Below are 15,590 nucleotides of genomic sequence, written 5' to 3' on the forward strand. Positions count from 1 at the left end.
GGGCGGGTCGCCTCTCAATACCCCAGCAGCGTCGCGTAGCGGTCGCGGTGGTAGGACGAGCCGCCGAAGATCGCTTCCTGGGCGCGGGCGCGCTTGAGATACAGCCCCGCGTCATGCGCGTCGGTCATGCCGATGCCGCCATGCATCTGCACCATCTCGTTGGACACCAGATGCACCAGGTCGCCGGCCTTGGCCTTGGCCAGCGAGGCGAGCTGCGCCACGTCGTTGGCGTCGCGGTCGATCGCCGCCAGCGCGCCCTCGACGCAGGAGCGCGCCAGTTCGAGGTCGGTGAACATCTTGGCGGCGCGGTGCTGCAGCGCCTGGAAGGCACCGATCTTCTGGCCGAACTGCTCGCGGGTCTTGAGGTATTCGAGCGTGATGTCGAAGGACTGCATCGCCTGGCCAAGCATCTCGGCGGCGAGGCCGGCGCGGGCGCGGTCGAGCGTGGTCTCCAGCACGCCGGCGCCCTGATCCAGCGTGCCCAGGACTTCACCTTCGACATCCTTGAACGTCAGGTTGGCGTAGCCGCGGCTGTCGACGGTCTTCAATTTCTCGCGCGTCAGTCCGCTATCCTTGCCATCAACCAGCACCAGCGTGATGCCGCCCTTGTCGCCCGGCTTGCCGCTCGTACGCGCGGCAACGATCACCAGATCGGCCGTGCCGCCGTCGAGCACGAAGGCCTTGCGGCCGTTGAGCTTGACCTTGCCGCCCGAGACGGTGCCGGCCAGCGCGATCTTCTCCGGCGCGTGGTGCGGACCCTCATCGACGGCGAGCGTCGCGATCAGCTTTCCCTCGGCGATAGCCGGCAGGTATTTCTGCTTCTGCGCGTCCGAACCGGCGAGCAGCAGCGCCGTCGTCGCGGTCAGCGCCGTCGAGATCAGCGGCGAAGCGGTCAGCGTGCGCCCCGTCTCCTCCAGCACCAGGCCGAGGGTGAGATAGCCTAGGCCCACACCACCGAATTCCTCCGGAACCAGGATGCCGGCCCAGCCGAGCTCGGCCATCTCCTTCCAGGCCGTGCGGTCGAAGCCGTCTTCATTGCCGCTGTCGCGCAGCTTGCGGAAGGCGGTGACGGGCGATTTCTCCTGCACCCACGACTTCGCGGCGTCGCGGATCATGGACTGTTCTTCGTTCAAGACTGCCATTTTCGGATACCCCGGTGATGTCGCTTATTGATGATCGAGCAGGCCAAGGATGCGCTTGGCGATGATGTTGTTCTGGATCTCCTGGCTGCCGCCATAGATCGTCGTCGCCTTGCCGCCGAGCCAGCCGCGCACCGTGTCGAGCTCGCCGCGGGTGAAGCCTTCGCCTTCCCAGCCCAGCCCCTGATAGCCCATCATTTCGATCAGCAGCTCGGAGCGCTCCTGGCCGATGCGCGAGCCGGCGTTCTTCATGATCGAGGTCGTCGCCGACGGGCCCTGATTGCCCTTGGCTTCGGCCTGGGCGCGGAACACGGTCAGCATGAAGGCGCGGGAATCCATCAGATGGTTGGTGACGCGGACGCGCAGGTCGGCGTCGGCGATGCGGCCATTGTCGTTGGCGCCGACATAATCCTTGGCGACCTGATCCAGCGTGCGGGTCTCGCCGCTGCGGCCGAGCCCGGCGGCGCTGCCGATATTGCCGCCCAGGCCCGCGCGCTCGAACTGCAGCAGGCGCTTGCCGATGGTCCAGCCGCCGTTGAGCGGGCCCATCAGGTTCTCCTTGGGCACCTTCACGTCGGTAAAGAAGGTCTCGCAGAACGGCGAGTTGCCGCTGATCAGCTTGATCGGCCGCACTTCGACGCCCGGCGACTTCATGTCGATCAGGAGGAACGAGATGCCCTCGTGCTTTTTCGTGTTGTCGGTGCGGACCAGCGCGAAGCACATGTCGGCGTATTGCGCGCCCGAGGTCCAGATCTTCTGGCCGTTGACCAGGAAGTGGTCGCCCTTGTCGAGGCATTGCGTGCGCAGGCTGGCGAGGTCGGAGCCGGCGCCGGGCTCGCTATAGCCCTGGCACCACCAGGTCGTGCCCTGCACGATGCCCGGGACGTATTTCTTCTTCTGCTCGTCCGAGCCGTATTCCAAAAGCGTCGGGCCGAACATCATCACGCCCATGCCGCCGATCGGGTTGAAGGCGCCGAGGCGGGCGATCTCCTGTTGCAGCACGCGCGCCTGCGCGGGCGAGAGCCCGCCGCCGCCATATTGCCTGGGCCAGGTCGGCGTGCCCCAGCCCTTCTCGCCCATCGCCTTCTTCCATTTGGCGAAGTCGCCGCCGCCGGCCGGGCCGCCCTCGCCCGCCATCATCGCGCCCTTGCCCTTCAGCGATGGCGGGAAATTCTCTTCGAGCCATTGGCGCGCGTCGGCGCGGAAGGCTTCCAGATCGGTATCGACTTTTTCGGCGGCGCTCATGCGTGACTTCCTCCGGTTTGGCGAACAGGGCTTCGGCTATTCGCCGTTCTTCATTGATGATCCATCAGCCCCAGCACGCGCTTGGAGATGACGTTAAGGTTCACCTCCGACGTGCCGCCTTCGATGGAATTGCCCTTGGCGCGCAGCATGCCGCGCATCGCGGCGATCTCTTCGGGCTTGTAGCCCTCGCCGTCCCAGCCCAGGCCCTGCGTGCCCAGCGCCTCCACCAGCAGTTCGGTGCGCTCCTGGTTTATCTTGGCGGCGGCGTATTTGATGATCGAGGTCGCGGCCGACGGACCTTTGCCTTGCTTGGACTCCTCCTCGGCGCGGCGCACGGTGAGCGCGAAGGCGCGCGCTTCCATCTTGTGCGCCGTGATGCGGCCGCGCAGGTCGGCGTCGGCGAGCCGGCCATCCTCCGTGCCGATATAATCGAGCGCGGCGTGTTCCAGATCGTAGCCGCCACCGCTGCCGAAGCCGCTGGCGGAGATGTTCTGGCGCTCGTACTGCAACAGGCGCTTGGCGATGTCCCAGCCGCCATTGAGCTTTCCGACAAGCTGGCTCTTGGGCACCTTCACATCGGTGAAGAAGGTCTCGCAGAACGGCGAGTTGCCGCTGATCAGCTTGATCGGCCTGGGCTCGACGCCCGGCGACGCCATGTCGAACAGCAGGAACGAGATGCCTTCGTGCTTCTTCGTGTTGTCGGTGCGGACGAGACAGAAGATCCAGTCCGCCTTGTCGGCATAGGAAGTCCAGATCTTCGAGCCGTTGAGGAGATAGTGGTCGCCCTTGTCGACCGCCTGGGTGCGCAGCCCCGCGAGGTCGGAACCGGCGCCGGGCTCGCTATAACCCTGGCACCAGCGGATCTCGCCCTTCACGATCTGGGGCAGGAAGCGCTTCTTCTGGTCTTCGCTGGCATATTCGAGCAGCACCGGTCCCAGCATCCAGATGCCGAAAGACATCAGCGCGGGACGCGCCTTGAGGCGGCCGAGTTCCTGGCTCAACACGCGCGCCTCGGCATTGGAGAGGCCGCCGCCACCATATTCCCTGGGCCAGGTCGGCGCCGTCCAGCCTTTGGCCGCCATGCGGTCGAGCCACAGCTTCTGTTCCGGATTCTTGAACGTCGCCTTGCGGCCGCCCCAGATGGAATCGTCGTCGCCGTCCGTCACCGCCAATTCGGCGCCGCCGCGCATCGAGGGCGGGCAATTGGCCTCCAGCCAGGCGCGCGTTTCGCTTCGGAATGTCTCGAGATCGCTCATCGTCCTCACCCATCCGGGCACATGTTTGTCGGCGCGCGCGGCCCGGTGCGCCCCGACTCTAGCGGGGCCGGCGGCCGCCTTCCATACCGGCGTTTCTAAAAACAGGCGCTAACACAAAGCCGCGCCGTCGGTCCATGGTGACGCAGCGACAGGTTTCGGCCCGGCTCAGTGCGCCAAGGCCGGCGGCGTGAAGCCCTGCGGCACCACCACCGCGCGCCAGGCGCGGTCGTCCTTCAGCCAATCCTTCGCGGCGGTCTCAATATCGGCGGCGGACACGCTCGTCAGGTCGGACACGGTGGAGCGGACGACGTCGAGCAGGCGCGGATTCACCTGGGACCCGGCAAGCAACGAGAGCCAGTACTCGTTGGTCTGCTGCTGGCGCTGGATGTCTTCGATGCGCGGGCCGCGGGCGCGGTTGAGCTCGTCCTCGCCGACCGGCTTGTCGCGCAGATCGGCCGCGACCGCGTCGGCGGCGGCGTAGAAATTCGCCAGCTTGTCCGGCGGAAGCTGCGCCAGCGCGTAGAGATAGCCATAAGTCTTCGAATCGATCGAGGAGACCGTCGAGGCGCCCGGCGTGTAGGTGATGCCCTCGCGGGTGCGCAGATCGTCGAGCAGGCGCTGCGAGAAGACCTCCGACAGTACGCGCAGGGTGCGTTGCAGCTTCATGTCGGGCAGGAAGCCCTCGGTCGGCCAGGCGATCAGGCCGATCGCCTGGTTCGCCGCGCCGCGATGCGTCAGCACCACGGGCTGCGCCGTCGGATCGGGGAAGCGCTGATCGCCCTTGGCCGGTCCGTCGGGCGCCCGGCGCGAGGGGAATGCGCCGAAGGTCGCCGCCACCGAGCGGATCGCGGCATCGACGGTAGTGTCGCCGACGATGGTGATGTCGAGCGGCCCCGAAGCCAGCGCCGGCGCGATCAGGGCCGTGGCCTGGTCGAGCGTCGTGGCCGAGACCGCGGCCGCCCCTGGCTGGTCCCAGCGTGGATCCCTGTCATGGATCAGGCCGGGAAAGGCATGGCCGAGCACGCCGGTGGGCGAGGCCTGCTGCTCCTCCAGGCTCGTGCCATAGGCGACGCGGACCTGGTCGAAGGCCTGCGGCGACCAGGCGGGATCGCTGACATAGGCGGCGAGCACCTGCATCTCGGCGTCGAGATCGGCGGCGCGCGCCTGCCCGGTCAGGACGAAGGCATCGTCGAGGGCGCTCAGCGTCGCGCCCCACATCTTGTCGGCCATGCGCTTCTGCAGGTCGTCGACGCTGTATTTGCGCAAGCCCCCCTGGACCAGGGAGCCGCCGAGCGCCCAGGCCGGCGCGATGTGGTCGCGCGGCAGGCCGAACCTGCCCTTGCCCAGCCGCACGCTCATCAGGATCTGGCCGACATGGAGCTGGGTCGGCTTGACGGTGAGCAGGACGCCGTTGTCGAAACGGACATAGGTGACGCCGAGATCGTCCACCGTGCGCGTCGCCGCGACGGCGCCGGGCTTGCCGAAATCGCCATAGGGCCAGGGCGGCAGCGTGGTCTGCGCCAGCGCCGCGAGCGGCGCGGCATCGGCCTCGCCGATCGCCGTCTTCACGCCGGCCTCGCCGCCCGGCAGAGGCGCAGCGGCGCTCGCGAAATAGAGCGGGCCGTCGCCGCCGAAGACGAATTTCAGCGCCGCGTTCACCTGGTCGGCCTTCAAGTCCCGCACCACGTCCTCGTAGAGCGCGAGATCGGAGGACGGCGAGGTGAACACGGTGCCCTCGTCCACCGCGCGCAGCAGCGCGGTGATGACCTGCGGCGACGGCGTGGTGTCGGCGGCGGCGGCATTGCCCTGGAAGAAGGTGCGGAACTGGGCGACGATCTGGTCGACCTCGTCCTGGCGCACGCCGTTCTTGACCGCCTCGCGCCACGCGGTTTCGGCGGCTTTGAGGCCATCATCCGCCTGGCCGCCGCGATAGGTGACGACGATGTTCGTGGTGTCGGCGACGGTTGCGGTATGATCGTGGCTGGCCGAGGCGTTGACGAAGGGCGGATGGGTGCCATGCGCCAGCACCGCCAGGCGCTGGTTGAGCACGCCGAGCGCGATGAAGCGGATGACGTCGCGCGCCTCGTTCGCCTTGTTGTCCGGCGAGGCGTCATAGGGCCTCAGCCAGCTATAGATGAGATAGGACTGCGACCCCGCTTCGGTGAACAGCTTGAAGGGATCGGGATGGCTGAGCGGCGGGGCATATTGCACGGCGGTGCGCGGCGGCGCCTTGGCCTGCCAGTCCGAGAACAGCGCCTTGATCCTGGCTTCCATCTCGCCCGGATCGACATCGCCGACGATCATCAGCGTGGCGCGCTCGGGCCGGTACCAGGCTTCGTAGAAGCCGCGCACCAGCTTGTCGGTCGCATGCGCGACGATGGCTTCCTTGCCGATCGGCATCAGGGCGCCGGCGGCACGGTCGCCATAGAGGAAGGCCCAGTCGGATTTCTGCAAATGCTGGATCGGCACGTCGTTCAGATGCGCCTCGGCGAGAACGACGTTGCGCTCGGTGTCGAGGGCGGCTTGCGCGATGGTGAGATTGCTGGCGATCTCGCGCATCAGCGTCAGCGCGGTATCGACCGACGCCGCGTCGTCCTTGGGCATGTCGAAGGAATAGACGGTCTGCGTCGGAGCGGTGAAGGCGTTGGTGTCGGCGCCGAAGGTGAGGCCGAGGCTTTGCAGCTTCTTGACCATCTCGCCGTCGGGCACGTGCGCCGAGCCGCGGAACGCCATGTGCTCCAGCATATGGGCGATGCCCTGCTCGTCGTCGCGCTCCATGAGCGAGCCCGCGGCGATGCGGAAACGCAGGGACACCGCGCCCTTGGGCGTCGCGTTGCGCTTGATCGCGTAGCGCATGCCGTTGGGCAGCGTGCCGAAGCGGACCGAGGCGTCGGCCGCCAGGTCGCTGGCGGCCTGGGGCCAGGGCTGCGACGGCGGCGTCGCATAGGCGGCGGGGGCGGCGAGAACGAGACAGGCAAGAAGGGCGCGGAGCATCCAGCGCGAAAATACGGTCATGGGTGTCCCTGGGGTGCACGCGATGGGCGAAGACGGTAGGGAAGGATTGTCAGCGGTAGCGCCGCCCGGTCAAGCCCGGCAGGGTTAATTGCAGAACATAACCTCCACACAAGGGGGAGGTGATTATCGCGGCAGTTCCGAGGCGCCCATGAGGAACTCGTCCACCGCGCGGGCGCATTGGCGGCCCTCGCGGATCGCCCAGACCACCAGCGACTGGCCGCGCCGCATGTCGCCGCAGGCGAACACCTTCTTCACGCTGGTCTTGTAGTCCACCGTGTTGGCCTTGACGTTCTTGCGGGCGTCGAGCGCGACGCCCGACTGTTCGACCAGCCCGTGATGGCGCGGGCTGACGAAGCCCATCGCGAGCAGGACGAGATCGGCCGCGAGATCGAAATCGCTGCCCTCGATCTCCTTCATCTGGACGCGGCCGTCGGCGCCCTTGACCCATTCGACGCGGACGCATTCCAGCGCCACGATCCGTCCGTCCTCGCCCCGCGCGCGCTTGGCCAGCACCGCCCAGTCGCGGATCGCGCCTTCGTCGTGGCTCGACGAGGTCCGCAGCTTGAGCGGCCAGTCGGGCCAGGTGAGCGCCTTGTTCTCCTTCTCCGGCGGCCTGGGCATGATCTCGAGCTGGACGATCGAGGCCGCGCCCTGACGATTGGAGGTGCCGATGCAATCCGAGCCGGTGTCACCGCCGCCGATCACGACAACGTGCTTGCCCTTGGCGGAGATCGTGCCGCCGGGGGCGGCCTTGGACTCGCGGTCGCCCGCGACGCGCTTGTTCTGCTGGGTGAGGAAATCCATCGCGAAATGAATGCCGTCGAGCGCGCGGCCGTCGCATTCCAGGTCGCGCGGCAGCTCGGCGCCGCCCGCCATGACCACCGCGTCGTAATCCTGGTGCAGCATCGAGACCGACATGCCGGCGCCGACCTCGACGCCCGGGCGGAAGGTGACGCCCTCGGCCTCCATCTGGCGCAGGCGCCGGTCGATGGGATGCTTCTCCATCTTGAAATCGGGAATGCCGTAGCGCAGCAGCCCGCCGATGCGGTCGTTCTTCTCGAACACCGTCACGCCATGGCCGGCGCGCGCGAGCTGCTGGGCGCAGGCGAGGCCCGACGGGCCCGAGCCGACGACGGCGACGTTCTTGCCGGTTTTCACGCTTGGCGGCTGCGGCTGGATCCAGCCTTCCTCCCAGCCGCGATCGACGATCTGGCATTCGATGGTTTTGATCGTGACCGGATTGTCGTCGATGTTCAGCGTGCAGGACGCTTCGCACGGCGCCGGACAGACACGGCCGGTGAATTCCGGGAAATTGTTGGTCGAATGCAGATTGTCGAGCGCCAGCCGCCACTGGTCGCGATAGATCAGATTGTTCCAGTCGGGGATCTGGTTGTTGACCGGGCAGCCATTGTGACAATAGGGGATGCCGCAATCCATGCAGCGCGACGCCTGCTTCACGACCTCAGGATAAGCCAGCGGCTTGATGAATTCGCGATAGTTGTGCGTGCGCTCGGCCGGCTTTTCATAGCCGCGCTCATGCCGTTCGACGGTGAGGAATCCGGTGGGGTTCGCCATGGCTACTCCGCCGCCACGGCGCGCAGCGACGCCTTTTCGCGATTGAGATCGGCGAGCGCCTTGGCGTAATCGGTCGGCAGCACCTTCACGAAGCGCGGCAGCGCCGCGTCCCAATTGTCGAGGATGTCCTTGGCCCGCGCGCTACCGGTATAGAGCAGATGGCGCTCGATCAGGATGCGCAGGCGCTCCGCGTCGAAGCGCAACGGATCGCCCATGCCGGAATCGGCGACGCTGACGGCGCGCTGGCGCGGCGCGTCTTCGTCAGTGTCGCCGCCGCTTGCCGGTTCGATCCGTTCGAGCTTCACCATGGCGGTGTTGCAGCGCTCGGCGAACTTGCCTTCGGCGTCGTAGACATAGGCGATGCCGCCCGACATGCCGGCGGCGAAATTGCGCCCCGTCATGCCGAGCACCGCGACGACGCCGCCGGTCATGTATTCGCAGCCGTGATCACCGGTGCCTTCGACCACCGCGACGGCGCCCGAATTGCGCACCGCGAAGCGCTCGCCCGCCACGCCCTCGATATAGGCCTCGCCGGCGATGGCGCCGTAGAGCACGGTGTTGCCGACGATGATGTTCTCGGTCGGCTCGCGCCGCGTCGGCTTGGGCTGGCGCACCACGACGCGCCCGCCGGAAAGCCCCTTGCCGACATAGTCGTTGCCGTCGCCGGTGAGTTCGAGGCTGACGCCGCGCGAAAGAAACGCGCCGAAGCTTTGCCCCGCCGTGCCGGTGAAGCGCACCACGATGGTGTCCTCCGGCAGGCCGGCATGGCCGTGGCGGCGCGCCACCTGGCCCGACAGCATCGCGCCGACCGTGCGGTCGAGATTGCGGATGGTGCGGTCCAGCCGCACCGGCTGGCCGCTTTCGATGGCGGGCTTGGCCGCCTCGATCAGGTCGCGGTCGAGCACGGTCGCCAGATTGTGGTTCTGCTGTTCGACCTGATAGATCGCGATGCCGGGCTTGGGCACCGGCTGATAGAGCAGCCGCGACAGGTCGATGCCCTTGGCCTTCCAGTGCTCCACCGCCTTGACCATGTCGAGCCGATCGGTGCGGCCGATCATTTCGCGCAGCGTGCGGAAGCCGAGCTTGGCCATGATCTCGCGCAGTTCTTCGGCGACGAAGAAAAAGAAGTTGATCACATGCTCGGGCTGGCCGGTGAAGCGCTTGCGCAGCACCGGGTCCTGCGTGGCGACGCCGACCGGGCAGGTGTTCAAATGGCATTTGCGCATCATCACGCAGCCGGCGGCGATCAGCGGCGCGGTGGCGAAGCCGAATTCGTCCGCGCCCAGTAGCGCGCCGATGGCGACGTCGCGCCCGGTGCGCAATCCGCCGTCGACCTGCACCGCGATGCGGCCGCGAAGGCCGTTCAGCACCAGCGTCTGCTGGGTTTCGGCCAGGCCGATCTCCCAGGGCGAGCCGGCATGGGTGAGCGAGGTTAGCGGCGAGGCGCCGGTGCCGCCTTCATAGCCGGAGATCGTCACATGATCGGCGCGGCATTTGGCGACGCCGGCCGCGACGGTGCCGACGCCGACCTCCGACACCAGCTTGACCGAGATGCGCGCGTCTTCGTTGACGCTTTTCAAGTCGCGAATGAGCTGCGCCAGGTCCTCGATGGAATAGATGTCGTGATGCGGCGGCGGCGAGATCAGCCCGACGCCCGGCGTGGCATGGCGCACCTTGGCGATGTTCTTGTCGACCTTGTGGCCGGGAAGCTGGCCGCCCTCGCCGGGCTTGGCGCCCTGCGCCATCTTGATCTGGATATCGTCGGCGTTGACGAGATATTCGGTGGTGACCCCGAAGCGGCCCGAAGCGACCTGCTTGATCTTCGAGCGCATCGAATCGCCGTTGGGCAGGGGCTTGTAGCGGTCGGATTCCTCGCCGCCCTCGCCCGTGTTGGAGCGTCCGCCGATCCGGTTCATCGCGATGGCGAGCGTCGTGTGCGCCTCACGGCTGATCGAGCCGAAGCTCATCGCGCCGGTCGAGAATCGCTTGACGATCGACGCTGCGGATTCGACCTCGGACAGTGGGATCGCCTTGTCGGCATATTTGAACTGCATCAGCCCGCGGATGGTGAGCAGCCGCTCGCTCTGTTCGTTGATCGTGGCGGCGAAGGCTCTGAAGTCCTCCACCACATTGCCGCGCACCGCGTGCTGCAGCTTCGACACCGATTCCGGCGTCCAGGCATGGTCCTCGCCGCGCAGGCGGAAGGCATAGTCGCCGCCGACATCGAGCATGCCGCGGTAAATGGGATTGTCGCCATAAGCGTCGCGGTGGCGGCGCACGCATTCGGCCGCGATCTCCTTGATGCCGATGCCTTCGATGGTCGTCGCGGTGCGGGTGAAATATTTCTCGACGAAATCGGAGGAGAGCCCGACCGCGTCGAAGATCTGCGCCCCGCAATAGGACTGATAGGTCGAGATGCCCATCTTGGACATCACCTTCAAAATGCCCTTGCCGATCGCCTTGATGTAATTCTTCTGCACTTCATACGGCGTGAGCGACAGGCCGCGCTGCACGCGGATCTGCTCCAGCGTCTCGAAGGCGAGATAGGGATTGATCGCCTCGGCGCCATAGCCCGCCAGGGCGCAGAAATGATGCACCTCGCGCGCCTCGCCGGTCTCCAGCACCAGGCCGGTCTGCATGCGCAGGCCCAGCCGGACCAGATGATGATGCACGGCCGCCACGGCAAGCAGCGCCGGCACGGCAATGCGCTCCGCCGACACCGCGCGGTCCGACAGGATCAGGATGTTGGAATCGAGCAGGACGGCGTTGACCGCCTCGTTGCAGATGCGCTCCACCGCGCGCTCCAGCCCCGCGGCGCCCTCGGCGACATCCCAGGTCGTGTCGATGGTGGCGGTGCGGAACGCGCCGTCGAGCAGCGTCTTGATGCTGCGGACCTTTTCGAGATCGGCATTGGTGAGCACCGGCTGGTGCACTTCCAGCCGCTTATGCGTGCCGGCCTGGCGGCCATAGAGGTTGGGACGCGGCCCGATCATCGAGACCAGGCTCATCACCAGTTCCTCGCGGATCGGATCGATCGGCGGATTGGTGACCTGGGCGAAGTTCTGCTTGAAATAGTTGTAGAGCAGCTTCGGCTTTTTGGAGAGCACCGCCAGCGGCGTGTCGGTGCCCATCGAGCCGATGGGATCGTCGCCCGACTGCGCCATCGGTTCGAGGAAGAACTGGATGTCCTCCTGCGTATAGCCGAAGGCCTGCTGCCGATCGAGCAGCGCGGCGGGATCGTTCGACGGCACCGATTGCTCTTCGGGAAGATCGAGTTCTTCGAGCTTGAACTGCGTGCGCTTCAGCCATTCCTCATAGGGCTTGGCGTCGGCGAGGGTGCGCTTGATCTCCTCGTCCTCGATAATGCGGCCTTCTTCGAGGTCGATCAGCAGCATCTTGCCCGGCTGCAACCGCCATTTGCGCACGATCTTCTCGTCCGGCACCGGCAGCACGCCGGCCTCGGACGCCAGGATGCAGACATCGTCGTCGGTGACGATGAAGCGCGCCGGGCGCAGGCCGTTGCGGTCCAGCGTCGCGCCGATCTGGCGTCCGTCGGTGAAGGCGATGGAGGCCGGGCCGTCCCACGGCTCCATCAGCGCCGCGTGATATTCGTAGAAGGCGCGGCGGTTGGCATCCATCTGCTTGTTGCCGGCCCAGGCCTCCGGGATCAGCATCATCACCGCATGCGCCATCGGATAGCCGCCGGCGATGAGCAGTTCGAGCGCGTTGTCGAGGCTTGCGGTGTCGGACTGGCCGTGCGGGATCAAAGGCCACATCTTGTCGAGATCGGCGCCGAGAAGCTCGGACTCCATCGTGCGGCGCCGGGCGTTCATCCAGTTGACGTTGCCGCGCACCGTGTTGATCTCGCCGTTATGCGCGATATAGCGATAGGGATGGGCGAGCTTCCAGGACGGGAAGGTGTTGGTCGAGAACCGCTGATGCACCAGCGCCAGCGCCGACTTGGTCAGCGGGTTCTTGAGATCGAGATAGAAGCGCCCGACATCGGGGGCGAGCAGCAGGCCCTTGTAGACCACCGTGCGCGTCGAGAAGGACGGCATGTAGAACTGCGCGATGGAGGGCAGGCGGTGCTTCTTCGCCAAATCCTGCAGCGGGTTCTGGGCCTGCTTGCGGATCGTGAGCAGCTTGCGCTCGAAGGCGTCCTGGTCCTTCACGTCCGGCCCATGCGCGACGATCGCCTGGCGGATCAGCGGCATCTGCTCGATGACGGTCTTGCCCAGGCCCGTCGGGTCGGTCGGCACGTCGCGCCAGCCGATCAGCCGCTGGCCCTCGTTCTTGATGAAGCGCTCGAACTGCTTGACGACGATGTCGCGCGCCTTCTGCTCGGGCGGCAGGAAGCACATCGCGACCGCGTAGTGGCCGGGCCCCGGCAGGGTCACGCCGGCGCCCTTGGCCCAATCGCGCAATAAAGCGTCAGGTATCTGAATGAGGCAGCCGGCGCCGTCGCCGACCAAGGGATCCGCGCCGACCGCGCCGCGATGGTCGAGATTTATGAGGAGCTGGAGGCCTTGGGCGATGATTTCATTGGATTTTTCCCCTTTGATGTTGGCCACGAAGCCGACGCCGCACGAGTCATGCTCGTTGCGGGGGTCGTAGAGACCCTGTTTCGGCGGCAGGCCCAGCATCGGCGATCAAATCCAAACCCAGAGGCGCAGAGCAATCAAACTGCTCATTCAAGGGTCCACTAGATCATAAATTGCCGTAGGGCAAAATGCGAAAATGCCGCGCTGCAGCACATAGCTGTTAGCCGCCAGGCTCAAGCCGCCGCGCCGGCGACGGCCGGGCGGCCAGCGTCGGAGAGACCGCTTGTATCTTGTATAATGCAAGAGCCCCATGTTCGCCTGGCCCAATGCCTGCCGAGAACACGCTCGGACTCCACGGTCGAGCGGACGGGAATGCGGTTCTTTGCTGTTCCTTGTCGCCGGTTTTCGGGGTGGACAGGGTATGGACGATGGCCTATATCCGCGCACCCTTCGCGTGAGCGAAGGCCCATGACGCGGGGTGGAGCAGCCCGGTAGCTCGTCAGGCTCATAACCTGAAGGTCACAGGTTCAAATCCTGTCCCCGCAACCAATTACTAAGAAAAACAAGGGGTTAACGGAAACGTTGACCCCTTTTGTTCTTCCGATATACTTCCCCAGCACTTACCCAAATCGCTCCAGAGCAGGGTCGGTTTTGCCTCCATGCCCGTCAGGGGGCGAAACCTGAAGGCTTTCGGAACGATGACGGTGGTGCGGAAAGAGCGCGTTTTTGCATCGACTGCCGTCAGGGCCCGAAACCTGAAGGCTTTCAGAGCGGAGGACACAAATGCCTACGCATTCGATCCTTGGCGGAAAGGTGAACCTCTATCGTCGCGACGACAGCGGCGACAATTGGTTCTGCTCGACCTACTTCCAAGGCAAGAACAGGCGCTTCAGCACGAAGACCGATAGCCTCCCCCACGCGGAAGAGATTGCCGAGGGCTGGTATCTCGAATTGCGCGGCAAGAGCCGCGCCGGACTTCTCGACGGTCCGACCGGGCCGACGTTCGACCGGGCCGCCGATATCTTCGAGGACGAATACGAAGTCAGCACCAACGGCGAGCGCAGCAGCCGTTGGGTGGCCGAGCACAAAGCCCATCTCAAAAATCATCTCCGCCCCTTCTTCGGAAAGAAGGGCGTCGCCGAGATCACGTCCGATACCGCGCAGGAGTACCGGATTCACCGGGCCAAGAATCCTTATGTTCGGCCGAAGGCAAAAAAGAAAAAAACCGATGGGGTGGAGGAGCCCGAGGTCAGGGTCGAACCGAAGACACCCAAGCCCCCTGCCCGCAATACGCTCGACAACGAAGTAATCACCTTGCGCCTCGTGATGAAGGTTGCGCTTCGTAAGGGGTGGATTATCGGCCTCCCCAATTTCGCCGCTCCCTACAAGAAGCAGATGAAGATCGTTCGTCGGCCTTGGTTCGCGCCGGAGGAATACAAGGCGCTCTATACGGCGACGCGCGCTTATGCCCGCGCCGCGAAGAGCGAACGGCAGCGGCATGAGGCCGAAGAGCTGCACGACTACGTTCTCTTCATGGGCAATACCGGCTTGCGGCCCGACGAGGCGAAGAACCTCGAACATCGCGACGTGAAGATGGTGAGAGACGATGCGACGAAAGAACTTATTCTGATCATCGAAGTTCGCGGCAAGCGGGGCATCGGCCACTGCAAGAGCAGGCCGGACGCCGTGAAGCCCTATCAGCGCCTCTTGAACCGCCCGAAGTGGACGCCGCAGGGTCGCAAACCGAGATCGAAGAAAGCGCTTGCGGCAGCCGCGGCGGTTGAGCCGACACCGGCCGAGTTACCGAAACCCACCGACAAGGTCTTTCCCGGAAATCACATCAAGCTGTTCAACAAAATCCTCAACCTGAAAACGGTGAATCTGAAATTCGACCGGGAAGGCAAACCTCATACCTTCTATTCGCTCAGGCACTATTACATCAGCCAGCGGCTCATGGAGCGGGCCGACATTTACGCGCTGGCAAAAAACTGCCGTACCTCCGTCGAGATGATCCAGAAAAACTACGCCGTCCATATCGCCGACATGCTCGATGCCGCCGCGATCAACACGAAACGACCGCGCCGCCGAAACCCTGCCGCGCAACCCGCCGTGACCTGACGATGCCGATCCTTCAAACATGGGGAAATGAGAAGCTTGCAGAAGCTTCCCCCATGTTCAGCGGGACGTTTAGCGGCCCGCCAAGAGAGCGCCCCTTGCGGAGCGCGAACGCCCGGGGTTCAGCCCCGATCTCTTCGTGGCGCGAAATCCCTCCCCTTGGCTTCCTGAGAGCGATTTAGTGACGCTCAGTGTCATACCCGCAGTTTGACTACGATATTGGGTAGGCTGCCACCCACCTAACGCTACATATTGAAATTTCTGACCGAGTCACTATGCTTCGCAGCGACTCGTAGTGACTCGGTGAAGTGGCAATACCAAAGTACCGGCGCAAGAAACTCTCTCGAAGCACGGGAGACGACCATAACGAGCGGCGCTTGACCGTTACGCTCGATCCCGAGCTGAAGACTCGACTACGGATGCACGCCGATGCTCGAAGCGAGTCGATGTCTTTGATCGTCAGCCGCGCAATCGAAGACCATCTGACGAAGTTTAGAGCTCAGCGACGAAGACAACCCTCTTAGAGGTTCAGGCCATGGCAATACAGCCGCTATCCGCAGATGGACGCGTGTCCGGTCAACCTGGATGGGAGGGGAGAAGACACTTCCGCCGCGATGGCGACGGAAGGCATTTGGGAAACTCGCTAAGCCAACCCTTTACCCGGGATCAAGCCTTCGAGGAATTCCTGATATATCTGAACGGAC

General features: G+C 65.2%; 7 protein-coding genes and 1 tRNA gene. 2 read left to right on the forward strand and 6 right to left on the reverse strand.

From position 1 onward, the window contains the following. Nucleotides 1–14: 14 nt before the first annotated feature. The 6 genes from WDM86_09055 to gltB form a co-directional block, all read right to left on the reverse strand. Nucleotides 15–1,142, reverse strand: coding sequence for an acyl-CoA dehydrogenase family protein (locus WDM86_09055; protein ID MEI9990174.1), 1,128 nt, complete (start codon nt 1,140–1,142; stop codon nt 15–17). Nucleotides 1,143–1,166: 24 nt separating this feature from the next. Further along, complete coding sequence (locus tag WDM86_09060; protein MEI9990175.1) at nt 1,167–2,384, reverse strand: acyl-CoA dehydrogenase family protein; 1,218 nt, start codon at nt 2,382–2,384, stop codon at nt 1,167–1,169. A gap of 50 nt (nt 2,385–2,434) precedes the next feature. Continuing rightward, nucleotides 2,435–3,640: an acyl-CoA dehydrogenase family protein gene (locus WDM86_09065; GenBank protein ID MEI9990176.1), complete on the reverse strand. Its 1,206-nt coding sequence runs from the start codon at nt 3,638–3,640 to the stop codon at nt 2,435–2,437. 165 nt (nt 3,641–3,805) lie between these two features. Continuing rightward, nucleotides 3,806–6,655 (reverse strand): insulinase family protein, encoded by a 2,850-nt coding sequence (locus WDM86_09070; GenBank protein ID MEI9990177.1) that lies wholly within the window; start codon nt 6,653–6,655, stop codon nt 3,806–3,808. A gap of 123 nt (nt 6,656–6,778) precedes the next feature. Then, nucleotides 6,779–8,230: a glutamate synthase subunit beta gene (locus WDM86_09075; protein MEI9990178.1), complete on the reverse strand. Its 1,452-nt coding sequence runs from the start codon at nt 8,228–8,230 to the stop codon at nt 6,779–6,781. Between the two features lie 2 nt (nt 8,231–8,232). Continuing rightward, nucleotides 8,233–12,873: a glutamate synthase large subunit gene (gene gltB / locus WDM86_09080; protein MEI9990179.1), complete on the reverse strand. Its 4,641-nt coding sequence runs from the start codon at nt 12,871–12,873 to the stop codon at nt 8,233–8,235. A gap of 370 nt (nt 12,874–13,243) precedes the next feature. Here gltB and WDM86_09085 point away from each other — a divergent pair. Next, a tRNA-Met gene (locus tag WDM86_09085) sits at nt 13,244–13,320 on the forward strand. Nucleotides 13,321–13,554: 234 nt separating this feature from the next. Beyond that, nucleotides 13,555–14,889 (forward strand): hypothetical protein, encoded by a 1,335-nt coding sequence (locus tag WDM86_09090; protein MEI9990180.1) that lies wholly within the window; start codon nt 13,555–13,557, stop codon nt 14,887–14,889. Nucleotides 14,890–15,590: the final 701 nt, after the last annotated feature.

Origin of the sequence: Rhizomicrobium sp. (assembly GCA_037200045.1) — a bacterium.
Classification (GTDB): Bacteria; Pseudomonadota; Alphaproteobacteria; order Micropepsales; family Micropepsaceae; genus Rhizomicrobium.

Excerpts from the sequence above, each read along its gene's own strand:
- WDM86_09055 (MEI9990174.1), bottom strand. The coding sequence starts at position 1,142 with ATGGCAGTCTTGAACGAAGAACAGTCCATGATCCGCGACGCCGCGAAG.
- WDM86_09060 (MEI9990175.1), bottom strand. The coding sequence starts at position 2,384 with ATGAGCGCCGCCGAAAAAGTCGATACCGATCTGGAAGCCTTCCGCGCC.
- WDM86_09065 (MEI9990176.1), bottom strand. The coding sequence starts at position 3,640 with ATGAGCGATCTCGAGACATTCCGAAGCGAAACGCGCGCCTGGCTGGAG.
- WDM86_09070 (MEI9990177.1), bottom strand. The coding sequence starts at position 6,655 with ATGACCGTATTTTCGCGCTGGATGCTCCGCGCCCTTCTTGCCTGTCTC.
- WDM86_09075 (MEI9990178.1), bottom strand. The coding sequence starts at position 8,230 with ATGGCGAACCCCACCGGATTCCTCACCGTCGAACGGCATGAGCGCGGC.
- gltB (MEI9990179.1), bottom strand. The coding sequence starts at position 12,873 with ATGCTGGGCCTGCCGCCGAAACAGGGTCTCTACGACCCCCGCAACGAG.
- WDM86_09090 (MEI9990180.1), top strand. The coding sequence starts at position 13,555 with ATGCCTACGCATTCGATCCTTGGCGGAAAGGTGAACCTCTATCGTCGC.